22 protein-coding genes and 1 tRNA gene are annotated in these 24,844 nt (G+C 69.6%); 15 read left to right on the top strand and 8 right to left on the bottom strand.

Annotation, left to right across the window (positions count from 1 at the left end; all coding sequences use genetic code 11):
• Positions 1 to 120 precede the first annotated feature (120 nt).
• The 5 genes from A4X17_RS03670 to A4X17_RS03650 all read left to right on the top strand — a co-directional run bounded on the left by A4X17_RS03670 (position 121) and on the right by A4X17_RS03650 (position 8,752).
• The gene (locus A4X17_RS03670) at positions 121 to 1,497 is read left to right on the top strand and encodes a glucose-6-phosphate dehydrogenase (protein ID WP_064294322.1); all 1,377 of its coding nucleotides are present in this window, start codon (positions 121 to 123) and stop codon (positions 1,495 to 1,497) included.
• Positions 1,498 to 1,752: 255 nt separating this feature from the next.
• Positions 1,753 to 2,271 carry an amino-acid N-acetyltransferase gene (locus tag A4X17_RS03665; RefSeq protein WP_064294321.1) on the top strand — a complete coding sequence of 173 codons (519 nt, stop codon included), beginning with the start codon at positions 1,753 to 1,755 and terminating at the stop codon, positions 2,269 to 2,271.
• A 260-nt stretch (positions 2,272 to 2,531) separates the two neighbouring features.
• The gene (locus A4X17_RS03660) at positions 2,532 to 7,445 is read left to right on the top strand and encodes an ExeM/NucH family extracellular endonuclease (RefSeq protein WP_064294320.1); all 4,914 of its coding nucleotides are present in this window, start codon (positions 2,532 to 2,534) and stop codon (positions 7,443 to 7,445) included.
• A gap of 110 nt (positions 7,446 to 7,555) precedes the next feature.
• Entirely contained in the window at positions 7,556 to 8,221 is a 666-nt protein-coding gene (locus tag A4X17_RS03655; RefSeq protein WP_064294319.1) for a hypothetical protein, read from the top strand.
• A gap of 123 nt (positions 8,222 to 8,344) precedes the next feature.
• The gene (locus tag A4X17_RS03650) at positions 8,345 to 8,752 is read left to right on the top strand and encodes an SseB family protein (RefSeq protein WP_064294318.1); all 408 of its coding nucleotides are present in this window, start codon (positions 8,345 to 8,347) and stop codon (positions 8,750 to 8,752) included.
• A 170-nt stretch (positions 8,753 to 8,922) separates the two neighbouring features.
• Here the strand turns inward: A4X17_RS03650 and radA are convergent, their stop codons facing one another.
• Positions 8,923 to 10,299: a DNA repair protein RadA gene (radA, locus tag A4X17_RS03645; RefSeq protein WP_064294317.1), complete on the bottom strand. Its 1,377-nt coding sequence runs from the start codon at positions 10,297 to 10,299 to the stop codon at positions 8,923 to 8,925.
• A gap of 109 nt (positions 10,300 to 10,408) precedes the next feature.
• On the opposite strand from radA, the gene A4X17_RS03640 reads away from it, so the two are divergent.
• Positions 10,409 to 10,498, top strand: a tRNA-Ser gene (locus A4X17_RS03640).
• Between the two features lie 99 nt (positions 10,499 to 10,597).
• Entirely contained in the window at positions 10,598 to 10,870 is a 273-nt protein-coding gene (locus A4X17_RS19115; RefSeq protein WP_157583304.1) for a hypothetical protein, read from the top strand.
• On the opposite strand, the gene A4X17_RS03635 is transcribed toward A4X17_RS19115, so the two are convergent.
• Together A4X17_RS03635 and A4X17_RS03630 are read right to left on the bottom strand one after the other, a co-directional pair.
• Positions 10,837 to 11,127 carry a hypothetical protein gene (locus tag A4X17_RS03635; RefSeq protein ID WP_064294316.1) on the bottom strand — a complete coding sequence of 97 codons (291 nt, stop codon included), beginning with the start codon at positions 11,125 to 11,127 and terminating at the stop codon, positions 10,837 to 10,839. The two genes, A4X17_RS19115 and A4X17_RS03635, sit on opposite strands and share 34 nt — an antisense overlap.
• Positions 11,128 to 11,151: 24 nt before the next feature.
• The gene (locus A4X17_RS03630; RefSeq protein WP_064294315.1) at positions 11,152 to 11,394 is read right to left on the bottom strand and encodes a hypothetical protein; all 243 of its coding nucleotides are present in this window, start codon (positions 11,392 to 11,394) and stop codon (positions 11,152 to 11,154) included.
• 178 nt (positions 11,395 to 11,572) lie between these two features.
• On the opposite strand from A4X17_RS03630, the gene A4X17_RS03625 reads away from it, so the two are divergent.
• From A4X17_RS03625 to A4X17_RS03610, 4 genes are all read left to right on the top strand, one after another.
• Positions 11,573 to 12,538 (top strand): nuclear transport factor 2 family protein, encoded by a 966-nt coding sequence (locus tag A4X17_RS03625; protein ID WP_064294314.1) that lies wholly within the window; start codon positions 11,573 to 11,575, stop codon positions 12,536 to 12,538.
• A gap of 198 nt (positions 12,539 to 12,736) precedes the next feature.
• Entirely contained in the window at positions 12,737 to 13,114 is a 378-nt protein-coding gene (locus A4X17_RS03620) for a hypothetical protein (RefSeq protein WP_147427080.1), read from the top strand.
• 52 nt (positions 13,115 to 13,166) lie between these two features.
• Complete coding sequence (locus A4X17_RS03615) at positions 13,167 to 13,535, top strand: hypothetical protein (RefSeq protein WP_064294312.1); 369 nt, start codon at positions 13,167 to 13,169, stop codon at positions 13,533 to 13,535.
• A 9-nt stretch (positions 13,536 to 13,544) separates the two neighbouring features.
• On the top strand, positions 13,545 to 13,808 hold the full coding sequence (locus A4X17_RS03610; RefSeq protein WP_064294311.1) for a DUF1653 domain-containing protein: 264 nt from the start codon (positions 13,545 to 13,547) through the stop codon (positions 13,806 to 13,808).
• 18 nt (positions 13,809 to 13,826) lie between these two features.
• On the opposite strand, the gene A4X17_RS03605 is transcribed toward A4X17_RS03610, so the two are convergent.
• Complete coding sequence (locus A4X17_RS03605; protein WP_064294310.1) at positions 13,827 to 14,144, bottom strand: hypothetical protein; 318 nt, start codon at positions 14,142 to 14,144, stop codon at positions 13,827 to 13,829.
• Between the two features lie 71 nt (positions 14,145 to 14,215).
• Between A4X17_RS03605 and A4X17_RS03600 the strand changes: the two genes are divergently transcribed.
• Positions 14,216 to 14,566 carry a DUF6804 family protein gene (locus A4X17_RS03600; protein ID WP_064294309.1) on the top strand — a complete coding sequence of 117 codons (351 nt, stop codon included), beginning with the start codon at positions 14,216 to 14,218 and terminating at the stop codon, positions 14,564 to 14,566.
• A gap of 56 nt (positions 14,567 to 14,622) precedes the next feature.
• The gene (locus tag A4X17_RS03595; protein WP_064294308.1) at positions 14,623 to 15,906 is read left to right on the top strand and encodes an FAD-binding protein; all 1,284 of its coding nucleotides are present in this window, start codon (positions 14,623 to 14,625) and stop codon (positions 15,904 to 15,906) included.
• A gap of 200 nt (positions 15,907 to 16,106) precedes the next feature.
• Here A4X17_RS03595 and A4X17_RS03590 read toward each other — a convergent pair whose 3' ends face one another.
• From A4X17_RS03590 to A4X17_RS03575, 4 genes are all read right to left on the bottom strand, one after another.
• Complete coding sequence (locus A4X17_RS03590; RefSeq protein ID WP_064294307.1) at positions 16,107 to 16,769, bottom strand: pentapeptide repeat-containing protein; 663 nt, start codon at positions 16,767 to 16,769, stop codon at positions 16,107 to 16,109.
• Between the two features lie 82 nt (positions 16,770 to 16,851).
• A complete protein-coding gene (locus tag A4X17_RS03585) occupies positions 16,852 to 17,157 on the bottom strand; it encodes a hypothetical protein (protein ID WP_064294306.1) in 306 nt (101 codons plus the stop codon).
• A 9-nt stretch (positions 17,158 to 17,166) separates the two neighbouring features.
• Positions 17,167 to 17,436, bottom strand: coding sequence for a hypothetical protein (locus A4X17_RS03580; protein WP_231884283.1), 270 nt, complete (start codon positions 17,434 to 17,436; stop codon positions 17,167 to 17,169).
• Positions 17,437 to 17,452: 16 nt separating this feature from the next.
• A complete protein-coding gene (locus A4X17_RS03575; RefSeq protein ID WP_064294305.1) occupies positions 17,453 to 18,946 on the bottom strand; it encodes an SDR family NAD(P)-dependent oxidoreductase in 1,494 nt (497 codons plus the stop codon).
• Between the two features lie 193 nt (positions 18,947 to 19,139).
• Between A4X17_RS03575 and A4X17_RS03570 the strand changes: the two genes are divergently transcribed.
• Together A4X17_RS03570 and A4X17_RS03565 are read left to right on the top strand one after the other, a co-directional pair.
• Complete coding sequence (locus A4X17_RS03570) at positions 19,140 to 22,751, top strand: DEAD/DEAH box helicase (protein WP_064294304.1); 3,612 nt, start codon at positions 19,140 to 19,142, stop codon at positions 22,749 to 22,751.
• A 63-nt stretch (positions 22,752 to 22,814) separates the two neighbouring features.
• A complete protein-coding gene (locus tag A4X17_RS03565; protein WP_064294303.1) occupies positions 22,815 to 24,551 on the top strand; it encodes a sodium:proton antiporter in 1,737 nt (578 codons plus the stop codon).
• Positions 24,552 to 24,844 lie beyond the last annotated feature (293 nt).

Below are 24,844 nucleotides of genomic sequence, written 5' to 3'. Positions count from 1 at the left end.
GCTGACGCCCACAACCCTGCGCTCGCGTCGGCGCACCGCGCTGGCCTGGGTCGGGTGGGGTGAACCTCGGGAGGATGCAAGGCCGCGCGACCTCGTCGGCGCACCGCGTAGGATCGCCGCATGACCGCCGCCACCTCGGAATCCTCCGCCCCTCGAACCCTCGTGATCCTCGGTGCCGGGGGCGATCTCACGGCCCGACTCCTGCTGCCTGGACTCGCGTCACTCCTCGCCTCCCCGCGTGGCGAGGCGGTGCGCCTCATCGGGGTCGACCGGTCCGAGTCGAGCGACGAAGCCTGGAGGAAGCGCGTCGAGACCGCCTTCTCGGACGCCCCGTCGAAGCTCGCCGAGACGATCGTCGCCGAGACCACCTACGTGCAGGCCGACGTCTCCGACCCGGCGTCACTGGAACACGTCCTCGCGGCCGCCGGACCGAACGTCGCCCTCTACTTCGCCCTGCCGCCCGCCATCACCCTGCTCGCGTGCAAGGCGCTGCGGAAGCTGGAGCTCCCCAAGGGCATCATGCTCGCCCTCGAGAAGCCGTTCGGGACCGACTACGCCTCCGCCCGCTCGCTCAACCGCCTGCTCCAGCACCTGGTGCCGGAGGAGCAGGTGTTCCGCGTCGACCACTTCCTCGGCAAGTCGACGGTCCTCAACCTGCTGGGCCTCCGCTTCGCGAACCGCATCTTCGAACCGCTCCTCTCCGCCGACAACGTCGAACGTGTCGACATCGTCTTCGACGAGCAGCTGGCGCTCGAGGGTCGCGCCGGGTACTACGACCGCGCGGGCGCCCTGATCGACATGATCCAGAGTCACCTGCTCCTCGTCCTCGCGTTCGCGGCCATGGAGCCACCGGCGAGCGTCGATGCCGAGGATCTGCGTGGCGGCATGGCCCAGGTGCTGCGGGCGACCCGACCGTGGAAGACGAACGGCACGGAGAGCCGGCGTGCACGCTACGGCGCCGGTACGATCGGCGATCGCGAGCTGCCCGCTTACGTCGACGAGCAGGGCGTGGACCCGTCGCACCACACGGAGACGCTCGCCGAGATGACGCTCGCGATCGACAACTGGCGTTGGGCTGGTGTCCCGTTCGTGCTGCGGTCCGGGAAGGCGCTGGCGGACACCCGTCAGGAGATCGTCTTCACCTTCAAGCCGGTGCCGCACCTCCCGTCCGGCCTGCACGGGATGAAGACCCCGGCGCGGCTCCGGATCGGCCTGAAGCCGGCGTCGCTCGACCTCGACCTGATGATCAACGGTGAGGACGACCCCTTCGAGCTGGACCCGGTCGCCCTCCACGCGGAACTCCAGGCCGGGCAGCTCAGCGCCTATGGCGAGGTCCTGTCGAGCATCCTCGAGGGTGATCCCACCCTGTCGGTGCGCGGTGACGTCGCCGAGCAGTGCTGGCGGATCGTCGCGCCGGTCCTCAAAGCGTGGCGCAAGGACGAGGTGTCGATCGACACCTACCCTGCCGGCACCGCGGGTCCGAGGTCCTGGCACTGATCCGCACCTCGTGATCCGATGTCGTCACTCCGGTGTCCGGCGTCCGGCGCCAGCGCGGTGCGCTGACGTGAGCGCGCCCCACTGGACCGAGCGCGCCCCTCTGGAGGCCTGCGCTCGCGCGGCTGGGTAGCGCTCACGCCGCTTCGGCAGCGCTTGCGCGAGCGCACCGCGCTGGCGCCCACCAACCCGCGCTGGGTCGGGAGCACCGCGCTGGCGTCAGTAGACTGCTCGGAGGTTCTGACAGGAGGAGGCGGGATGGTCGAGCAGGCTCAGCAGGGGTATGTCGTCCGTCGCGCCCGCACGAGCGACGTCCGCCGCATCCAGGCGCTCGTCGAACCACTCGTGCAGCAGCGCATCCTCCTCGGCAAGGACGACGTCGTGTTCTACGAAGCCGTCCAGGAGTTCCGCGTCGCCGAGACGCCCGACGGCGAACTCATCGGCTGCGGCGCTCTGCACGTCATCTGGGAGGACCTCGGTGAGGTCCGCACCCTCGCCGTCTCCGCCGACCACCTCGGTACCGGGGTCGGCCACGCGCTCGTCGAGCGCCTCGAGCACGACGCGATCGAGCTCGGCCTGCGTCGCCTGTTCTGCCTGACCTTCGAAACCGGCTTCTTCACGAGACACGGCTATCAGGAGATCGGCGAGGAGATCGTCCCACCCGAGGTCTACGCACAGCTCGTGCGCTCGTCGGACGAAGGTGTTGCGGAATTCCTCGACCTCGCGCGGGTCAAGCCGAATACGCTCGGTAACACCCGGATGCTCAAGCTGCTCTGAACCACAGCTTGAAGGTTGGCGCTCGTCGGAGCGACCGGTGAGACCGTTCACATCGCCGAGCTGATCAGCACTTTTTCCGATTTCCGACGCGAATCCGCTGCTCACATGAGCACGCCCGGATTTACGTGCCGTTCACATTCGCGGTGGTCTTCCGTCACGCATGTCGGTTAGCTTGTGAGGCACTACCCATCGTCTGTGCCTCGAATGGGGGGTGCGTTGTCGCGCGCTCCGAACGGGGACGGCCCTCGATTCGGAGCCACATGTCGTTCAAACACCCGTGGAGGCTGTCCGCCTTCGCTGCCCTTGCCGGGCTCGTCGCCGCACCCCTCGTGGCGACACCAGCCGTCGCCTCCACCGACGGCCTCGGCGTCGTCATCAACGAGGCCTACCTCTCGGGTGGAAGCGCGAACGCGCCCTACCTGAACAAGTTCGTCGAGCTCTACAACCCGAGCGACGCGGCAGTCGACGTCAGCGGCTGGTCGATCCAGTACCGCAAGCTCGACGGCGTCGGCGCCTCGTCCACCGTGGTGCCCCTCACCGGCTCCATCGCGGCCGGCGGCTACTACCTCGTGTCGGGCTCCTCCAACGGTGCCAACGGCGTCGCGCTGCCGACCCCCGACGTCACGAGCACCCTGAGCCCCCAGGGCCAGAACGGCACGCTCGCGCTCGTCGCCTCGACCGCGGCGGTCACGCTCCCGACCGGTTCCGTCGTCGGTAACCCGGCGATCGTCGACCTCCTCGGCTACGGCACCTCGAACACCTTCGAGACGGCCGCTTCACCGTCGCCGTCGGGCAACAGCGTCCCGAAGTCGATCGTGCGTACCACCTTCGCCGACACCGACAGCAACGCCGCCGACTTCACGCTCAGCGACACCGTCACCCCGCAGAACAGCGCCGGCGACACCCCGGTCGACCCCGAGCCCACCCCGGAGCCGACACCTGAACCCACCGACCCGACCACCCCGGTCGAGCCCGGCACGGCGACGATCGCCCAGATCCAGGGCACCGGCGCCGCGAGCACGATGGTCGGCCAGACGGTCACCACCACCGGCTTCGTCACCGCGAGCTTCCCGACCGGTGGCTTCAACGGCTACTACCTGCAGACCGCGGGCACCGGTGGAGCGATCGACCCCGCGACGCACCTCGCGTCCGACGGTGTCTTCGTCTACTCGCCGGCCACCGTCGGTTCCGTCACCGTCGGCCAGTACCTGCAGGTCACCGGCGTCGTGGACGAGTACTACGGCCTGACGCAGCTGAAGGTCACGGACGCGGCCGCCGTCACGGCACTGGACGCCACCGGCGTCACCGCACCGACCGCCGCGAGTGTCGCCTTCCCGGCGACCGACGAGGAGCGCGAGCGCCTCGAGGGCATGCTGCTCGCCCCCGCCGGCGACTACACGGTCACCGACAACTACAGCACGAACCGCTACGGCGAGATCGCGCTCGCGGCGTCGACGACGCCGTTCGTCACGCCGACGGTCCTCGGCAAGCCCGGTTCCGCTGAAGCGCTCGCCGCCGCGGCACGGGTCCCGGCGGAGAAGGTCGTCCTCGACGACGGCGCGACCGTCGACTTCTCGAAGGCGGAGAACACCGGCATCCCGCTGCCGTACCTCTCGACCACCGCGCCCGTCCGGGTCGGTGCCGCCGTCGACTTCACCGCTCCGGTCGTCTTCGACTTCCGCAACAGCAACTGGAAGTTCCAGCCCACGCAGCAGCTGACCGGTGCCAACACGGCGACCGTGCAGCCGGCCACGTTCGAGAACACCCGCTCCACCTCACCTCGCGGTGTCGGTGGCGACGTGTCCCTCGCGACCTTCAACGTCCTCAACTACTTCGCCACCACCGGCGACTCCCGCACCGGGTGCACCTTCTACACCGACCGTCAGGGCGGCAAGACCACGGTGAACAACTCCGACGCCTCCGGTTGTGGCGTCCGGGGAGCGGCGACGGCCGAGAGCCTCGCCCGTCAGCAGGCGAAGATCGTCTCCGCGATCAACGCCCTGGACGCCGACGTCGTCTCGCTCGAGGAGATCCAGAACTCCGCCTCGATCGGGCTCGACCGCGACGAAGCCCTCAAGACGCTGACCGCGGCGCTCAACGCCGATGCCGGCGAGGGCACCTGGACGTTCGTCCCCTCACCCGCGAAGGTCCCCGCGGACGAGGACGTCATCCGCACGGCCTTCATCTACAAGTCGGCCACCGTCGAGACCGTCGGTGAATCGCGCATCCTGCTCGACTCGCCCGCGTTCGACAACGCCCGTGAGCCCGACGCGCAGGCGTTCAAGCCCAAGGGTGCGGACGACGCCGCGACCTTCCTCGTGATCGCCAACCACTTCAAGTCGAAGAGCACCTCGGCAGCGGCCACCGGTGACAACGCCAACACCGGGCAGGGCGCCTTCACCGGCGACCGCACGCGTCAGGCCAAGGCCCTCGTGACCTTCGCGGACACGGTCTCGAAGGACGTCGGCACGAAGAAGGTCTTCCTCGTCGGAGACTTCAACTCCTACGACGCCGAGGACCCGCTGGACGTGCTCCGCGACGCCGGCTACATCAGCCAGGAGGCCAAGACCGGCGAGTACACCTACGCGTACGAAGGCGCGGTCGGATCCCTCGACCACATCTTCGCGTCGCCGGAAGCCGACCAGAGCGTCACCGGTGCCGACGTGTGGAACATCAACTCCGTCGAGTCGATCGCCCTCGAGTACTCCCGCTACAACGCGAACGTGACCGACTTCAACGTGCCGGACATGTTCCGCTCGAGCGACCACGACCCCGTGATCGTCGGCATCAGCGCCGACGCGAGCGAGTCCGCGACCGTCAACCTGCTCAACATCAACGACTTCCACGGTCGGATCGACGCCAACACGACGAAGTTCGCGGGCACGATCGAGCAGCTCAAGGCGATGTTCGCGCCCGACCAGACGGCGTTCATCTCCGCTGGTGACAACATCGGCGCCTCGCTCTTCGCCTCGTCGGCGCAGCAGGACCAGCCGACGATCGACGTGCTGAACGCGCTCGGTCTGAAGGCCTCCGCGGTGGGCAACCACGAGTTCGACCAGGGCTACGGCGACCTCGTCGACCGCGTCATGGCCGACGGGAAGAACGCGGCCTGGCCGTACCTCGGTGCCAACGTCTACGAGAAGGGCACGAAGAAGCCCGCGCTCCAGGAGTACACGATCCTCGACATCGACGGGGTGAAGGTCGCCGTCGTCGGCGCCATCACGCAGGAGACGCCGACCCTCGTGTCGCCCGCCGGCATCGCCGACCTCGACTTCGGTGACCCGGTCGAGGCCGTGAACCGCGTCGCGGCTCAGCTGACCGACGGCGACGAGTCCAACGGTGAGGCGGACGTCATCGTCGCCGAATACCACGAGGGCGCTGGAGCCGGCACGCCGGACGGCGCGACCCTCGAGCAGGAGCTCGCCCAGGAGAGCGCCTTCACCGAGATCGTCACCACGACGAGCGCGGACGTCGACGCCATCTTCACCGGCCACACGCACAAGCAGTACGCATGGGACGCTCCGATCCCCGGCGTGACCGGCAAGACCCGCCCGGTGCTCCAGACCGGCAGCTACGGCGAGTTCATCGGCCAGATCACGCTGACCGTCGACCGCGCGTCGGGTGACGTGACCGCCTACACGGCGAAGAACGTCGCACGCACCACGGTGGCCGAGGCCGACCTGGTCAAGCAGTTCCCCGCGGTCGCAACGGTCAAGACGATCACCGACAAGGCCCTCGCGGTCGCGGCGGAGATCGGCAACCAGAAGATCGGTGAGGCGACGGCCGACATCACCCGCGCGTTCAACAACGGGGTGAAGGACGACCGCGGCGCCGAGTCGACGCTCGGTGCGCTCGTCGCCGACTCCCTCCGCGCCTCGCTCTCGAGTGCCGACCGTGGCGGAGCCGACATCGGCATCGTCAACCCGGGCGGCATGCGTGAGGAGATCCTCGCGGGCGACATCACGTACGCCGAGGCGAACGCGGTGCTGCCGTTCCTCAACAACCTGTGGACGACCTCGCTCACGGGTGCGCAGTTCAAGACCGTGCTCGAGCAGCAGTGGCAGCTCGACGCGGCCGGGAACGTGCCGTCCCGTCCGTACCTGCAGCTCGGACTGTCGTCGAACGTGCAGTACACGTTCGACCCCACGAAGGCCCAGGGACAGCGCATCACGAGCATCACGGTGAACGGCGCTCCGATCGACCCGAACAAGAGCTACCGGATCGGCTCCTTCAGCTTCCTGCTGCAGGGTGGCGACAACTTCCGTGAGTTCGCGAACGGCACGGACACGCGCGACTCCGGTCTCGTCGACCGCGACGCGTGGATCGCCTACCTGACGGCGAACAGCCCGGTGTCCCCGGACTTCGCCCGCCAGAGCGTGCAGGTCACGAACGCGCCGACCGCAGCGGTCGCCGCAGGGAAGACGGTCTCGTTCGACGTCGCGAAGCTCGACCTCACCTCGACCGGCAGCCCGGTGAACACCTCGCTGGCGATCGAACTCAACGGCTCGCCGATCGGAACGGTCCCGGTCACCGCGGGGGCCGCGACGGTGTCCTTCACCGTCCCGGCGGGTACCGCTGACGGCGCGGCGACGGTGCGCCTCACGGCACTCGAGTCGGGGACGACGCTGACGGTGCCGCTCACGGTCGCGACGCCGCCCGTGGTCACGCCGCCGACGCCCGCACCGGAGTCCGCGCTCATCCAGGCGCTCAAGGACCTCATCAAGGCGATCACCGATTTCATCATCGGCAAGCTCGCCACGATCCACGTCGGCAAGGAGTACGCCGGCACCTGGGTGAGCGTCTGGCTGCACTCCGACCCGATCCTCGTCAGCGACGGCCTCGTGCAGGTCGACGCGGACGGCAACGTGCAGGTCACGGTTCCTGAGGACGCGCCGGTCGGTGCCCACCGCCTCGTCGTCCAGGACGCCGACGGCAACGTGATCGGTTGGCAGGACATCGTCGTGCAGGCCGCGGCGGTCGACCCCGGCACCGACCCGGGCACCCAGCCCGGTGCAGGCGGCGGGACCGGTTCGGGAACGGCCGGCGGCAGCCAGGACGGCAGCCTGAGCAAGACCGGTGCCGAGCCGTGGGGGAACGCGGCGCTCGCCGCGCTGCTCCTCGTCGGTGGTCTCGCGCTCGTGATCGCCCGTCGTCGCTCGGCGCAGCAGCTCTAGGCGCTCGCACCACCCAGCACCATCCCGATGCCCCGTCATCGGTCGGACCACGGTCCGCACCGACGGCGGGGCATCGGGCGTTTCCGAGCCACTGCACTTAATCTGTGAGCATGTCGAGCCTCACGAATCCCCGCGGACCGGAGCGGCCCGCCGTCTACTGGCGACGCAGGCTGATCGTGTTCGGTGTCCTGCTCGCCGTCATCGTCCTGGTCATCGTGCTCATCGTCCGTCTCGCGTCGGGTCCGGGCACCGAGAACACGGCCGCGACGTCGACCCCGACGCCCACCGCGACCCCCGCGCCGACGCCGGCTCCTGAGGCGTCGACGGCCGCGCCGATCGATGAGGCCGCGACCACCGACCCCGGTTCGGCGGCCGCATGCACCGCCGACCAGATCCGCGTCGAGGCGGTCGTGAACGGCACGAGCTTCGCGGCGGACGAACTCCCGCAGCTCTCGCTCAGCGTGACGAACACCGGCTCGGCCGCGTGCACGATGAACGCCGGTACGAGCCAGCAGGTGTTCACGGTCTCGAGCGGCGAGGAGCCCTACTGGACGTCGACCGACTGCCAGACGGCACCGAGTGACCAGCAGGTGCTCCTCGAGCCGGGGAAGACGGTCTCGTCGAACCCGCCGATCACCTGGGACCGCACGCGGTCGGCGCCCGACACCTGTGACCAGCCGCGCGACCCGGTGCCCGCCGGTGGCGCCTCGTACCACCTGAACACGTCGATCGGTGGCTTCGCCTCCGCTGACAGCGCGCAGTTCCTGCTCAACTGACCGAACCTGCTCGCCGAGCCGTCCCGGTCTTTGAGTCGCCCCCGGTCGCTGAGTCGCCCTCGGTCACTGAGCCTGTCGAAGTGCTCGACCCGTGGCCCCGCACCGGCCTGCGACAATGGACGCATGGCGAAGCAGAAGCGACCCGAGTTCCGTTCCGAGCCCCTGGCCGCGGCCCTCGCCGCCGGCGACATGGTGGCCGTGGCACTCGCGTTGCGGAACGGCCGGTTCGTCGTCCCGCTCATGAAGCCGGGCAACCCCGACAAGCCGACGGAGACCGGCGAGGTCTGGATGTTCCGTCAGCCTGAGACCGCGAGGCTCGCGCTGCTCCTCTTCTCCGATGCGAAGAACAAGCCGGCCGCCCTGCCTCCTTACGTCGGTCTGCACGACGGTGTCTGGCTCGCGAGCTTCCTCCGCACCTACGGTGACGACATCGAGACGGTGCTGTTCGACGTCGCCGGCCCGCACTCGCTGCAGGCGTCGCCGGAGGAACTGCTGCGGGTGCTCGAGCTCGAGGCGCCGGCCGCCGACTAGCCCGACCCTGACTGCGGATCCTGTTCTCGGCGGCGTCTGCGGTTCACAACTCCCGCAGGTCATCGTCCGAACGCGGGCAGGTCCCGTTCTGGGGCCCTGCGGGACCAGTCCGCAGGAGTTGTGAACATCACGCCCCGGGCCTGGTTCGTGGAGCAGGCGGGTGGGCGCGCTCAGAAGGCCGCGTCGAGCTCGCGTTCGCGTCGGGCAGGCCGTGCGGCCTCGGCTGCGGTCTTCGCGATGCCCAGCACCGACTTGAGGTCGTTGCTGACGTCGGAGTTGAGCAGCAGCTTGTAGCCGAGGCGGTTGCCCTCCGAGCCGCGTTGCTTCGCGACGCTCACCGGGCGCACTTCGCCGCTGAGGCTGATCTCGCCGTAGGCCGCGAGGTCGCGGGGGAGGGCGAGGTCGCGGATGACGGAGACGAGGGCGAGGGCGATCGCGAGGTCGGCCGCCGGTTCGCTGATCTTCACGCCGCCGACGGTCGAGATGTAGACGTCGTGGTCGGTGAGGTCGTAGGAGTAGCGGCCGTGCAGCACGGCGAGGATCATCGCGACACGTGAGGGATCGACGCCGTTGGTGACGCGACGGGGGTTCGGTGCCTGCGTCTTGTTGATGAGCGCCTGGACTTCGACGGGGAGTGCACGGCGTCCCTCCATGACGATGGTGACGCAGGTGCCTGCCACGGGTTCGTTCTGGCTGAGGAACAGGGCGCTGGGGTCGGGGACCTCGGCGATGCCGTCGCCGGCCATCTCGAAGCAGCCGACCTCGTCGGTGGCGCCGAAGCGGTTCTTCTGTGCGCGGAGGAAGCGGAGCGCGGTGTGGCGGTCGCCTTCGAACTGGCAGACGACGTCGACGAGGTGTTCGAGGAGCCGGGGGCCGGCGATGGACCCGTCTTTCGTGACGTGGCCGACGAGCAGGATCGGGAGGTCGCGTTCCTTGGCGATGCGGGTGAGGACGGCAGAGACCTCGCGGACCTGGCCGGGTTGTCCGGCGAGGCCGTCGGACTGCGAGGAGGAGACGGTCTGGACGGAGTCGACGATGAGGAGCTTGGGCTGCACCTGATCGATGTGGCCGAGGATGGTGGCGAGGTCGGTCTCGGAGGCGAGGTAGAGGTCGTCGTGGAGGGCCCCGGTCCGTTCGGCTCGGAGGCGGACCTGGCTGACCGACTCCTCGGCGCTGACGTAGAGGACGCGGGCGCCGGTCTTCGCCGCGCGGGATGCGACCTCGAGCAGCAGGGTCGACTTGCCGACGCCCGGCTCACCGGAGAGGAGGATCGCGGCGCCGGGGACGATGCCTCCGCCGAGCACCCGGTCGAACTCGGCGATGCCGCTCGACCAGCGGGGTGCCTCGTCGGCGCTGGCCTGGGTGATGGGGCGTGCGGCGCGCTCGTCGGTGGCGCGGATGGGCGTCAGCTTGCCGAGGACACCGGTGGGAGCCGAGGCTTCGACGACCGTTCCCCACTGCTGGCATTCGCCGCATCGACCGGCCCATTTGGCGGTGGTCCAGCCGCATTCGGTGCAGCGGAACGCGGGGGAGGGTGCCTTGGCCATGCGGCCAGCCTAAGCGCGGCCACCGACACCGCCGGCCCTCCGCGCCGCCTGTGGATGACCGGCTTCGCTCAATTCGCGTCGGCGCTCGTCTTCTATTACACTCGACCCCGGTACCGTGTCCGAGCGGCCGAAGGTGCAACTCTCGAAAAGTTGTGTGCTTGAAAGAGCACCGTGGGTTCAAATCCCACCGGTACCGCCACGAAGAAGCCCCCTCCATCCCCGAGTAACACCGGGACGGAGGGGGTTTTTCGTCGTCATGCCCGTCCGTCGGCGGGCGCAGCCGGAATAGCATCGAAGCGTGCAGACGGGGACAGGAGCGGAGTTCGAGGTCGAGCCTCGCTGGAAGGAAGAGGTCGTCTACTGGGAGGGGGCCGAGGGCTTCGTCTTCGACGCCGGGTGGGGCGTGGATCCGCCCGTGCTCTACATCCCGTTCCCAGAGGAGTGGGACGCCGTCGCCGCGCCATGGATGCATGGCAGACGCGATGAGATCGTGGAACGGCTACGTCGACACTCCCGGCACCGGATCGAGGCTGGGCCTTATCCCGGCTCTGGGCGCCGAGTTACACGCTGACCGAGAGCTGAGGAGCGCGACAGCCATTTCGTCGCCTGCTCTGCGACGGCGGACAGCATCAGCCCGGGCGTCATGATCAGCGCGACCGCTGCGATGCCGATGAGCGACACGAAGGCGTCGGAAGCCGTCGCCGCTTCCCAAACACCGGCGGGGATCTCGCGCAGCATCGCGTTCCGGAGCATCTCCCAAAGGAGGTAGCCGATCCCGAGACCAAGCAGACCGCCGAGGGTGCGACCGAGCGCGTACCGGTTCAGCATGCACAGAGCCTCTCGTCGAATCGATCAGGCATCATCACGGGTCCGGGACACCTGGATCGCGTCGGCGACCTCGTGCTCGGAGAAACCGTCCTCGAACAGCTGCGCCCGGAGCTCGGCGTCGGCACGAGCCTGCTTCCCCTGCGGCCGTCGACGGCGCATCCGCGCGTACTGGGTGCCCAACGCGAGGACGAGGAAGAGCACGAGCCCGGCGAGCAGGAGCCCGAGCGCCAGCAGCAGCCCACCACCCACGTCTTGGATCAGGCCCACGATGCCCCCCCGGATGTCACGGTCGTTGCATCCAGGGTAGAGAACGGATCGAACGGATGCGAGCTGCGAGGGCAGACTGCGGGAGGCTTCAACCGCCGCAGAACTCAAAGACACGGATTCCCAGCGAAGCCCAGAAACACCTCACCTGAGGTTCAGAACGCCGTCGCACAGTGATTCCATGACCAGATCGCGTGCCCTCGTCGTCCCCCTCGTCCGCACCGCCGCCGTCCTCGCCGGCGTCTCACTCCTTGCGGGGTGCCAGGCCACGTCGGCAGCCGTGCCCGATCCGTCGTCCTCGGTCTCGCCGGCGCGGAAGGGAAGTGCCGACGGCGGCTCGACGGGCGACCGCAGCGACTCGAAGACCGAGCAGAAGAACCTCGCCGCCGTGCTCAAGCTCTACACCGACGCCTTCCCGGACCCCGCCTCCTCGAAGGCTGTGGCCACGACCGACAAGCTGGTCGCGGCCGACGCCGTCGCGCACGGTTCCGGGCAGAAGTCCGGTCCGAGCGGCGTCCTGGCGGAGTTCACCGCCGACCGGACGCGGGTCCCGGGCGCGCAGGCGGTCGTGAAGCACACCGCGGCCGACGGCGACCTCGTGGCCGTGCACTACCAGGTCGCCCCCGACCCGTCCGACGAGCGGACGGGCGAGGCGGCCGTCGACCTGTTCCGGGTGCGGGACGGCGCCGTCGTGGAGCGCTGGGCGTTCGATCAGCCGATCGCGACCGGGACGCCGGCGAGCGGGAACACCAACACGATGTTCAGCGACCTCTACAGCCCGGCGAAGCCCGCGGTCGCGCCGTCGGAGTCGCAGGAGGAGCAGAACCGGACGTTCGCGGTGAGCGCGTACGACACGCTGTTCCGCGACCAGGACGTCTCGATCCTCGACAAAGCGTTCGACCCCGCCTACCTCCAGCACAACCCGGTCGCACCGAACGGCACGGCGGCGCTCAAGTCGTTCTTCTCCGGGTCTGCCACCTTCCCGCCGCAGGAGTCGGTCATCTCGCTGAGCGACGGCGACCTCGTCTGGACCTTCTCGCAGAGCGTCGGCGCGAAGGCCGACGACCCCGTTCTGGCGGCGGACATCTTCCGGGTCGACGACAAGCTCATCCGCGAGCATTGGGACGTCGTGCCGACCGCCGGGTGAGTCACTGCGGCGGTGCTCCCAGGATGCGGTCCTCGGGTCGCAACGCGGCCTCCCGATGCGGTCGCCCTCTCGACGTCTCCGCCGAATACCGCGCGCTGGGCCTTCCGCTCCACCCCTGGCGGTCTCCGGTAGCACACCGCTAGGGTCGGGGACGGTCCCGATCCGGGATCGTCGAACGACGAACGAGAGGTGTGCAGGATGGCGAAACGACCAGGGGGAGTGACCATCGTCGCGGTGATCGTCTGGATCCAGGGCTTCTTGAGCGCCCTCGGCGGCGCGCTCCTGATGATCGGCGCGAACACGCCGAACGGCAACCTCCAGGGGATGCAAGTCGCCGGTCTCGTCTCGCTGATCCTCGGGATCATCACCATCATCGTCGGCGTCGGCCTCCTGCGGGGGAGCGGTGTGGCGAGGGTGCTCACCACGATCGTCCTCGTGCTGTCGATCGCCAGCGCCGTCTACGCGATGGTCACCACCGGCAACGTCGCGACGCAGATCATCAGCCTGCTGCTCGCGGTCATCGGCCTGATCCTCCTCTACACGAAGGCCGCTTCCGACTACTTCCGCTCGGCCTGAGTCTCTCCCTCCGAGTGAGGAGGGCGTCGACGGCGGTGGCTAGGCTCTGGGGATGACTCAGGACTTCGCAACGCTGAACGCCCACGCCATGGAGGTCGCCGCCGCCTACGACGATCTCAGCACGAAGCGGATCGGACGCCCGTGGACGAACCAGGAGGTCGCCCTCGGATTCGTCGGCGACGTCGGTGACCTCGCCAAGATCGTGATGACGCTCGAGGGGACGCGCCGCATCGACGGCATCGGACTCGAACAGCTCGAGCACGAGCTGTGTGATGCCATCTGGTCCTGTCTTGTGATCGCCGATCGGTTCGGCATCGACATCGGCGAGGCGTTCCCCCGCCAGATGCAGGATTTGGTGGAGCACGTGTCAGAGCTCCGTGCCGACGAAGCGAGCACTGACTCCGCGACGCCCGCTGGCTAGAATCGCGGCATGAGCGACGACAACACGGCCAGCACCGCCGACGGCGAGTCCTTCGGCGTCGAGCCCGGCACCTACCGGCACTTCAAAGGTGCGCGGTACGAGGTCATCGGCGTCGGACGCCACAGCGAGACCGAGGAGCCGTACGTCTTCTATCAGACGACCACGACGCCGCCGACGTCGTGGGTACGACCGCTCGTGATGTTCGTCGAGCCCGTCTCACGCGACGGCTACGAGGGACCGCGCTTCGCCCGCGTCGAGGACGCAGCCGACTGACCCCGTCATCGTCGGATGTCAGCCCTCCCGCTCATCCGCCGATGCGTCGGGTTCGGACGTCAGGATCATGCCGCCCGGCGTGTAGGAGGAGTCGAGCAGGGCGCGCACCCACGCCTGGTTGACCGGCGGCTCCGCCTGCGCGAACCGGAACTGCAGCGGGACGTCGCTCGTGATCCAGAGACTCACGCGCCCACCGCCGTCCACAGCGCCCTTCGTCCATTCGACGAAGAAGGACTCCCGACGACGCAGCTTGTTCCCGACCGCCGCCCTGAGATGGGCGAGCACGCGGTCGTCGAAGTCGTAGTGACTTCCGGCACCGTAGATGAGAACGCCCATGCAGTGATTGTGCCGCATCGGCCCCGCCGCACCGCTCGGCGACGCCCCGCCGCTCCACGTAAACTCGTGGGATGCCGAGTCCGACCCCCGCACCCGCTCCCTTCGCCCTTCGCCCGGCGCTCATCCCGGGCATCATGGGTGCGGTCGCGCTCATGTTGGGCCTCGCGCTGCTCGAGCTCGACGCCTTCACGATCGTGCTGTTCGTGGTGAGCATCCTCGCGCTCATCATGGCCGTGTTCGCCTGGCAGGCCAAGCAGCCGCTCTGGATGATCCCGACGCTGCTCGTCGCGATCGTGTGGAACCCGGTCCTCCCGCTCCCGTTCGGCGGCATCCCCTGGATCATCGCGCAGTTCCTCGGCGCGGTCGTGCTCGTCGCCGTCGGTGTCCTGCTCGAGAACAAGCACGCCGCTCCGCCCGCCTGACTGGAAATGTTTCGGGAACGCCTGCGGGTCGTCCCGGCTCTGGCAAGCTTGCGCTCATGACGCTTGAACGCAACTGGGCCGGCACGCACACCTTCGCAGCGCCGCGGATCGTGAACGCCACGTCGATCGATGAGGTCCGCGCACTCGTCGCCGAGGCCGCCAGGACGGGCACGCGTGTCCGCGCCCTCGGCACCCGACACTCGTTCACCGACCTCGCCGACTCCGACGGCACGCTCATCACGGTGCTCGACATCCCCGCCGACCCGGTGTTCGACGAGGCTGCCGGCTCGGTGACGATCGGAGCCGGGACGCGCTACGGGATCGCCGCCGCCTGGCTCGCCGGACAGGGCCTCGCCTTCCACAACATGGGGTCGCTCCCGCACATCTCCATCGGCGGCGCGATCGCGACCGGCACCCACGGATCCGGCAACGACAACGGCATCCTGTCCTCAGTGGTGAGCGGCCTCGAGTACGTCGACGCCACGGGCGAACTCGTCCACGTGCGTCGCGGGGACCCCGGCTTCGACGGCCTCGTCGTCGGGCTCGGCGCGTACGGCATCGTGGTGCGCGTGACGGTCGACGTGCAGCCCGCCTACCGCGTGCGTCAGGACGTCTACCGCGACGTCCCGTGGGATGCCGTGCTCGCCGACTTCGAGGGCGTCACCGGCGGTGCCTACAGCGTCAGCATCTTCACCAACTGGCTCGGCGACACCGTCGAGCAGATCTGGTGGAAGACCCGCCTTGTCGCCGGTGACGACGAACTGCCCGTGGTCCCGGAGTCGTGGCTCGGTGTGCAGCGGGACTCCCTGACCGCCGGCAACCTCGTCGAGACGGACCCCGACAACCTCACCCTGCAGGGCGGTGTCCCCGGCGACTGGTGGGAGCGGCTGCCGCACTTCCGGCTCGAGTCGACGCCGAGCAACGGTGACGAGATCCAGACCGAGTACTTCATCGACCGCGCTGACGGACCCGCCGCGATCACGGCCCTGCGTGCGCTCGGCGACCGCATCGCCCCGCTGCTGCTCGTGACCGAACTGCGCACGGCCGCGCCGGACAAGCTCTGGCTGAGCGGCGCGTACCACCGGGAGATGCTCGCCGTGCACTTCACCTGGCGCAACCTGCCCGAGGAGGTCCGAGCGGTGCTGCCCGCGATCGAGGAGGCGCTCGCACCCTTCGACGCCCGCCCGCACTGGGGCAAGCTCAACCTCCTGACCGCCGAGCGCATCGCCGAGGTCGTGCCGCGACTCGCCGACGCGCGGGACCTCTTCGAGGAGCTCGATCCCGCCGGAACCTTCTCGAACGCGCACTTGGAGCGCATCGGGGTCCGTCTGCCCCGGTAGCGGGTGTCGGTGGAGCGGGTGCCAGCGCGGTGCGCCGGCGCGAGCGCGGGTCATCGAGCGTCAGCGCGGTGCGCTGGCGCGAGTGCGGGGGAAGCGGCGTGGGCGCGGGGTACACGCGTGAGCGCGGGTCTCCGGAGACCCGCGCCCACGCGCCAGACCCGCGGTGACGTCAGCGCACCGCGCTGGCGCAACCCGGGAGGTCAGTCCTCGACTCGGATGCCGAACTGCTCCGCGAACATCGCTGCGAGCTCTCCGACCTGGAACGGCGTCATCGTCGCGCCCCGCAGATGCTCGATGCCGGCGATGCGGCGGAGCTCGAGCGTCCGGAGGTCGACGTCCGTGAGCCTCGCCCGCGTGACGTCGAGACTGTTGAGCGTGCAGTCGACGAACCGGACCCGGGTGGCCGTCGCATCGGCGAGGTCGAGTTCGTCGATCGTGCAGTCCTCGAACAGGACGTCCTGCAGCACGGCCCCGCGCAGGTTCACGAACCCGAGCTTGCATCCGGTGACCCGCACCGACTGCCAGTTCGCGTCGTAGCAGTCGGCGGAACCGACCCGGGACCCCTCCAGTTCGACGTCGCGCAGGCGACTTCGAGGGGCGAGGAGGATGGGCGCGTCCCACCGCTCGAGCCGGGAGTCGAGGAACGACGCGGCCCTGAAGTCGGTCTGGTCGGCTCGAATGCCGGCAAGCAGGGACTCGGAGATCGTGATGCCCGAGAGGTCACGGTGCGACAGGTCGAGGTCGGCGAACCGCAGGCCTTCGACACTGTCGTGCGCGTCGAGGGCGCCCTCGTCGCCGTCGGTCAATCCGATGAGACGGACGGGGTCGAGCCGTGGTGCCGTCGTTCCGGTGCGTTTCGCCATGCCGTGTTCTCCCGATGCCCGTGCGTGAAAGGGTGATCCGGCCAGCCTAGGGGCGGCCGCCGACGGGCTTCCGAGCCACCGCTCAGCTCGCTGTGAACCGACCTGGGAGGAACGGCAGGAGCGGCGCGCGATAGACGAGCGACGTGTCGACGCCGGCGGTCAAGGTGGTCCGGGCCGCGCCGTACCGCCAGACCCGATTGAAGAGGAAAACCTCGAAGGAGACCTCCGTCCCGCCGAGCCGCCAGCTGCCCGTACCCCACTGCGCCGGCTGGCCTCGCCCGTCGAACACCACCGTCGGACGCTGGAACGCGCCGTACCAGGGACGTCGGAGCGTCACTTCGACGCGATGCTGCGTCGGCGACGGGTCCTGGGTGACTTCGCTGCTCATCGGCCCAGCCTAGGCCGAGCGGCGGCGTTCCCGTGGTGCCGGCGCAGGCGGGACGGGCTTCGCCGCGATGACGTCGGCGTCGGCGATCACGACCGGTCCGCGCTTGGTCTCGACCGTGCAGCCCGTGTCCGACCGCTCGACGAGCTCGCCGAGGGCGTCGGTCGCACTCGCCTCGGCGCCCTCGGGCAGTGCGAAGCGCACGACGACCCGCGAACCGAGCGGTGCCTCCCGGAGGAAGCGGACGGCCGCCAGACCGATCATCTCCGGGTCCTCGACCACGACCGCGAGTCGAAGCTCACCAGGAGCTCGGGCGGTAGTCCTTGAGGAAGACGCCGAACAGGTTCTCGCCGGCCTCGCCGCGGACGATCGGGTCGTACACCCGCGCCGCGCCGTCGACGAGGTCGAGCGGGGCGTGGAAGCCCTCCTCCGCCAGCCGCACCTTGGTCGGGTGCGGGCGCTCGTCGGTGATCCAGCCGGTGTCGACGCTCGTCATGAGGATGCCGTCGGTCTCGAACATCTCCCGCGCGCTCGTCCGGGTGAGCATGTTCAGCGCGGCCTTCGCCATGTTCGTGTGCGGGTGGCCTGGGCCCTTGTAGCCGCGACCGAAGACGCCCTCCATCGCGGAGACGTTGACCACGTAGGTGCGCGGGAAGTCGGACGCCGCCATCGAGGCACGCAGGCGGCTGATGAGGATGAACGGGGCGGTCGCGTTCGCCAGCTGGACCTCGAGCATCTCGATGGGCTCGACCTGGTCGACGTTCTGCACCCAGCTGTTGCTGTGGTCGACGTCGGGGACGAGTCCGCCGGCGTCGATCGCGGTGCCGGCGGCGAGCCGTTCGAGCGAGGATGACCCGGCCGTCATGGCCGCTTCGGTGAGCGCATCGGCTTTGGCCGCCGCTGCGGCGAGGATCGGGTGGGCGGACACCGACGCCGCGAGCGACAGCGGGTGTGCGTCGTTCGTGTGGCCGAAGGTGACGAGCTCGGGCAGCGGGCCGTCGGGCAGTGGGGCGAGCTCCGCGTCGACGAGCGGCTGGTAGGCGCCCTTCGTGCGGCGGACCGTCTGCGCGGCGTTGTTGATGAGGATGTCGAGCGGACCCTGCTCGGCCACGGAATCCGCGAGGGCGATGACCTGGGCCGGGTCGCGGAGGTCGATGCCGACGACGCGAAGCCGGTGCAGCCAGTCGGCGCTGTCGGGGAGCGCGCTGAAGCGGCGGACGGCGTCGCGCGGGAACCGCGTCGTGATGGTGGTGTGTGCTCCGTCGCGCAGGAGTCGCAACGCGATGTACATGCCGATCTTCGCGCGGCCACCGGTGAGGAGGGCGCGCTTGCCGGTGAGGTCGGTGCGGGCGTCTCGCTTCGCGTGGCTCATCGCCGCGCACTGCGGGCAGAGCTGGTGGTAGAAGGCGTCGACCGTCGTGTAGGGCTGCTTGCAGATGTAGCAGTTGCGCGGGACCAGCAGCTCGCCGGCGGTCGGAGCCGTCGTGGTGGTGGCGAGCGGGATGCCCCGGGTCTCGTCGTCGATGCGGTCGGGGGCGCCCGTCGCGGTGGCGGCGATCACGGCGCGGTCGGCGTCGGCGATCCGGGCACGACGGTCGAGCCGGCGCTCCTTCTTGACCGCCTTGAACATCTTGGCGGTGGCGCGGCGCACCTGGAGGTAGTCGGGGTGCTCCTCGTCCATCGTCGCCATGGTCTGGAGGACGCGCAGCGTGACCTCGAGATCGGTGGGATCGATGCCCGCGTCGTCGCCGGGAGCGTGGTTCGCAGGCTCGTCGTGGGGGAGAGAGGTCATTACCTCATTCTACGAGCCGCCGGACGTGCCTCGGTCGGAGCTGTGGTCAGCGCGGGGCGCTGGACCGACCGCGACCCACAGACGTGAGCGCGCCCCTCCGGAGGGGCGCGCTCACGTCGCAGACCCGCGCTCGCGTCAGCGCACCGCGCTGGCTCGAGGGAGGGGTGTCCGTCGTGCGTGAGACCATGGGGCGATGACTCCCGAGCCCGCACCACTGGTCGACGTGGCCGACCTCGTCCGGCTCGTCGGGCGGGTGGCGTTCGACCGCGGCCGGGTCTACGCGAGAGACGGCCGGGTCACCGCTGCCGACTGGGACCCCGACAAGCGTCGGCTCCACGGGATCGTCGAAGGCTCCACCGACGTCCCGTACGCCTGCATCATCGACCTCGGCGACGACACCGGTGGGTTCGCTCGCATCGAAGGCAGCGCGTGCTCCTGCCCCCTGCGCGGTGACTGCAAGCACATCGTCGCCACCCTGCTGCACAGCAACGCGGCCCATCTCCGGGCCGAGGGTCGCTCCGACCGGTGGGTGGCACCACAACGGCCGCCTTCCGGGAAGGAGGCGTCCTGGCGCTCCGACCGACGTTGGACCGCGCCCATCAACGACCCCGTGCTCGACGAACCGGCCGAGCACCGGCCGATGTACGCCCTGGACGAGCTCGACGACCTCCCTGACGCCTGGCGTCCGGAGGCGGAACGACGAGCAGCGCGATGGACCCCGAGTCCGCAGACGCCGCCGGCACCGCCCAGTTGGCGGAACCGACTCGACTCCCTCGCCGGCGATGCCGGTCGTGCCACGGCGCCGACGGCCATGGGGCTGCAGTTCGAGGTCCGCGAGAGCATCCCGCGCACCGCCGAACGCTGGCGCGGACCGACCTCCCGCACGGCCGAAGGCCCGCCCGAGCCCCGGCACCCCCGCCGGATCGCCGTCCGACCCGTCGTCAAGAAGGCCGGCGGCGGCTTCGTGAAGTCGACGATCTCGTGGACCTCGTTCACGCACCAGGGCCACCGGCTGTCGCTCGATCCGGCGCACCAGCAGTGGTTCACGCAGTTCCAGGCGCTCCTGCGTGCCACCCGTCCACCGGCCGGTGCCTACGCCGGCGCCGGCGATTCGGACTGGCTCGTCCTCGACGACTTCGGCAGTCCCGTCCTCTGGCATCTGTTCGAGGAGGCGGCCCAACTCGGGATCGAACTCGTCGGTACGCGCAAAGGCACGGTCGTCCTCGGCACCACCGCCGCCATCCGGTTGGACGCCGCGCACGACGACGAGGGCGTGGTCCTCCGATCCGTCGTGACGATCGACGGCACCGACGTCGACGCGGCCACGAGCGGAGCCCTCGGCGACCACGGGCTCTACCACTACACGCTCGAACCCCAGCAGGCGATCGTGCTCGCCCCGCTCGCCGAACCGCTGACGGACGAGGCCCGCGGACTGCTCGGGCCTGGCGAGCCGGTCGTCGTCCCCGAGGCCGAGGTGCCGGAGTTCCTCGAGCACTACGTCCCACGACTCCGCCGCAGCATCTCGCTGAGTTCGACGGACGGCACCGTGGCCCTGCCCGAGATCGTGCCGCCGGTCCTCGTCCTCACGGCTTCCTTCGAACCGAAGCAGACCCTGCGCCTCGCCTGGTTCTGGCAGTACGCCCCGGCGCAGCGCGTCCCGATCGGTGGCGGCACCCCGGCGGTCGCCGCAGGACGACCACTCGTGTCGACGGTGCCGCACGGCGGTCCCACCGACGCCGCCGCAGCGGAGGTCCTCCGCGACGAACGCGCGGAGCGGGCCATCCTCGACCGGGTCGGCGCCGCCATCGCCGCCGCGGCGGAACCGGAACGCCGGGCGCTCGCCGCGGGCTCGTTCGACGAGCTCACGACCCCGGGCGTCTGGCCGCCCCGGCCGCAGGTCCTGACGGAGTTCGACGCGGCACTCGTCACCGAGCGCACCCTCCCCGTCCTCGAGTCGCTCGACGACGTCCTCGTCGAGGTGTCCGGCGACCGCCCCGAGTACCGGGAGCTCACGGGCACGCCCCACATCTCGGTCACCACGGTGGAGACGGAGCAACGCGACTGGTTCGACCTCGGGATCGTCATCCACATCGGCGACTACAGCGTCCCCTTCGAGCCCCTCTTCAAGGCCCTCTCGAAGGGGCGCACCAAGCTGCTCATGGTCGACCACACCTACCTCTCGCTCGAGCACCCCGCCTTCGACCGCCTGCGCGAGCTGCTCACCGAGGCGGCCGCGCTCAAGGAGTGGGAGACGAAGCCGAGCATCAGTCGCTATCAGGCGAGCCTCTGGGCCGACTTCGAGGACCTCGCCGACGAGACCCAGCAGGCCGTCTCGTGGCGCGAGGCTGCAGCCGGACTCAACGCGATCGAAGCGGTCCCCGACACCGCCTTGCCGTCGGGACTCCACGCAGACCTCCGGCCTTACCAGGTCGAGGGCTTCCGCTGGCTCGCGTTCCTCTGGCAGCACGGACTCGGCGGCATCCTGGCCGACGACATGGGCCTCGGGAAAACGCTGCAGACCCTCGCCCTCGTCGCCCACGCGCGCGAGACCACCGGGACCACGGCACCACCTTTCCTCGTGGTCGCCCCGACGTCGGTCGTCTCCAACTGGGTCGCCGAGGCCACCCGCTTCGTGCCCGACCTCGTCGTCCGCAGCATCACAGCCACGCAGGCGAAGGGGAGCGCGTCGATCGCGGACCTCGCGGCGGGCGCCGACATCGTGGTCACGAGCTATGCGCTGTTCCGGCTCGACGCAGCGGCGTACCAGGCGGTCGACTGGTCGGGGCTCATCCTCGACGAGGCGCAGTTCGTGAAGAACCACCGCGCCAAGCTGCACGAGTGCGCGGTCGACCTCAGAGCACCGTTCAAGCTCGCGATCACCGGCACACCCATCGAGAACACGCTCATGGAGCTGTGGTCGCTGCTGTCGATCGTCGCGCCGGGCCTGTTCGCGTCGGCGCCGCGCTTCACCGAGCACTACGTCAAGCCGATCGGCAAGGGTCTCGACTCGAGTCGGCTGCAGACCCTGCGCCGACGCATCCGTCCGCTGCTCATGCGACGCACCAAGGAGATGGTCGCGCCCGAACTGCCGCCGAAGCAGGAGCAGGTGCTGCGGATCGAACTCGCGCCGGCCCACCGCAAGCTCTACGACCTCGTCCTCCAGCGCGAACGACAGAAGCTCCTCGGACTCGTCGACGACCTCGACCGCAACCGGTTCATCGTGTTCCGCTCGCTCACCCTCCTCCGCATGCTCAGCCTCGACGCGAGTCTCATCGACGCCGAGGAGCACGCGGGCATCCCCTCGAGCAAGCTCGACGCACTCCTCGAGCAGCTCGACGACGTCGTCGCCGAGGGCCACCGGGCGCTCATCTTCAGCCAGTTCACGAGCTTCCTCGGTACCGCTGCTCGTCGGCTCGAGGAGCAGGGCATCGCGTACGAGTACCTCGACGGGTCGACCCGTCGTCGGGGTGAGGTCATCGACCGGTTCCGCACCGGTGACGCCCCCGTGTTCCTCATCAGCTTGAAGGCCGGCGGGTTCGGCCTCAACCTGACCGAAGCGGACTACGTCTTCCTGCTCGACCCGTGGTGGAACCCGGCCGCAGAGGCGCAGGCCATCGACCGCACGCACCGCATCGGCCAGACCGAGAACGTCATGGTCTACCGGCTGGTCGCCGCCGACACGATCGAGGAGAAGGTGATGGCGCTGCAGGCGAAGAAGTCCGAGCTGTTCGCCGCGGTCCTCGACGACGACGCGGTGTTCAGTCAGGCCCTCACCGCGGAGGACATCCGGGGCCTGCTCGAATAGTCTCCCGGCACCCACGACAGCCGTCGGGGTGTGGCCGGCCGAGCGACCGATAGCCTGATCGCTATGGAACTCGGGGTGTATGCGGTCGTCGGCATCGCGGTGATCGTGGCCGTCGCGGCCTTCTCCCGCAAGCTCGGTGTCGCCGCGCCGATCATCCTCGTGATCGTCGGCGTCGGGCTCTCGTACCTCCCGGGCGTGCCGGAGATCGAGGTCGAACCGGAACTCGTGCTCGACGTCGTCCTGCCGCCGATCCTCTACGCCGCGGCGATCAGCGTCCCGATCATGGACTTCCGCCGCAACCTCGCCACCATCACGAGCCTGTCCGTCGTGCTCGTCATCGTCACCGCCTTCGGTGCCGGCTTCCTCCTCTTCAGCCTCCTGCCGGACCTCAACCTGGCCGCCGCCATCGCCCTCGGCGCGATCATCAGCCCGCCCGACGCGGTCGCGGCGACGTCCATCGGACGCCGTCTCGGCCTCCCACCCCGCCTCCTGACGGTGCTCGAGGGTGAGGGGCTCGTGAACGACGCGACCGCACTCGTGCTCCTCCGATCGGCGAGCGCTGCGGCGGCCGGCGGCATGCTCACGCCGTGGGCGACGGTCGGCGACTTCGTCTACGCGGTCGTCCTGGCGATCGTCGTCGGCTTCATCGCCGGGTACGTCACCGTCTGGTTGCGGTCGAAGCTCAACGACTCCGTCCTCGACACCGCGATCTCCATCGCCGTCCCGTTCGTGGCGTTCATGCCCACCGAGGCGCTCGGCGGGTCCGGCGTGCTGGCCGTCGTCATCGCCGGCCTGTACACGGGACACGCGAGTTCGGCCGCGTTCTCGGCCCAGGCGCGGATCAGCGACCGCATCAACTGGCGGACCATCCAGTTCCTGCTCGAGAACGCCGTGTTCCTCCTCATCGGCCTCGAGATCCGCACCCTCATCGGCGCCGTCGACGCCGAGATCCTGTCGGTCGAGGAGTCCATCGGGATCGGTCTCGTCGCGACGGCCGCGCTCATCGCGCTGCGGTTCCTGTGGGTGGGCCCGCTGGTGCTCGGGCTCCGTGCACGAGAACGCTGGGCGGAACGCCAGACCCTGCAACGGTGGCTGTCGATGGGGTACTCGGAACGGTTCCCGAGACAGAACCGCCGATGGCACCGACGGCGGCGTCGGGAGCGCGCCTACGAGCGGCAGCGCGCCGATCTCGAGCAGTTGCGGCTGGAGCAGATCGACTGGCGAGGCGGCGTGATCCTCAGTTGGTCGGGCATGCGCGGCGTCGTGACGCTCGCCGCCGCACAGTCACTGCCGCAGAGCACCCCGTACCGCGAGCAGCTCGTCCTCATCGCCTTCACGGTGGCCGTCGTGACGCTCGTCGTCCAGGGCGGCACGTTGCCGTGGCTCATCCGGCTGCTCAAGGTGCAGGGGATCGACGAGTCCGAGGACCGTCGCCAGCTCGCGACCCTCCTCGACGAGATCAGCTACGCGGGCATCAGCGTGCTGGAGGATCCGGCCTCGGCGGTCGGCATCGAGGAGGAGATCGACCCCGATCTGCTCGAACGCGTCAGACAGTCCACGTTCCTGCGGGCGGAAGCCGCCTGGGAACGCTCGCGCGAGTCGGTCTCGCCGAGTGAGACGCACGCAGAGACACCGCACCGGCTCTACCGCCAGCTCCGCCTCGCCGTCGTGCAGGCCGAACGCGAGCGGCTCCTCGACGCACGGGCGCGCGGCGCGTACCCGTCGCGCATCCTCGCCGAGGCGCAGACGATGCTCGACATCGAGGAGACGCGCCTGCGGCCGCCCCGCGCCGACCACTAGAGCTGGGCGACCTTACTCAGGAGTCCTCCGGTGCGCCGCCCGGGGAACGGATCGACGCGCCGACGAACTCCTGAGAAAGGGTCGGTGGGGTCAGGAACTCGGGCCGGGGTTGGTGATGTTTGCGACGCGCTCCGCCTCGCGCTCGGCCGTTGAGGCTGCTTGACCGTTTTCAGGAGTCCTCCGGTGCGCCGCCCGGGGAACGGATCGACGCGCCGGCGAACTCCTGAGAAAGGGTCGGTGGGGTCAGGAACTCGGGCCGGGGTTGGTGATGTTCGCGACGCGCTCCGCCTCAC

Source organism: Plantibacter sp. H53 (assembly GCF_001650455.1).
Classification (GTDB): Bacteria; Actinomycetota; Actinomycetes; order Actinomycetales; family Microbacteriaceae; genus Plantibacter; species Plantibacter flavus_A.
The sequence above is the reverse complement of the archived record's forward strand: the minus strand, read 5'-3'. Positions and strand labels throughout refer to the sequence as shown.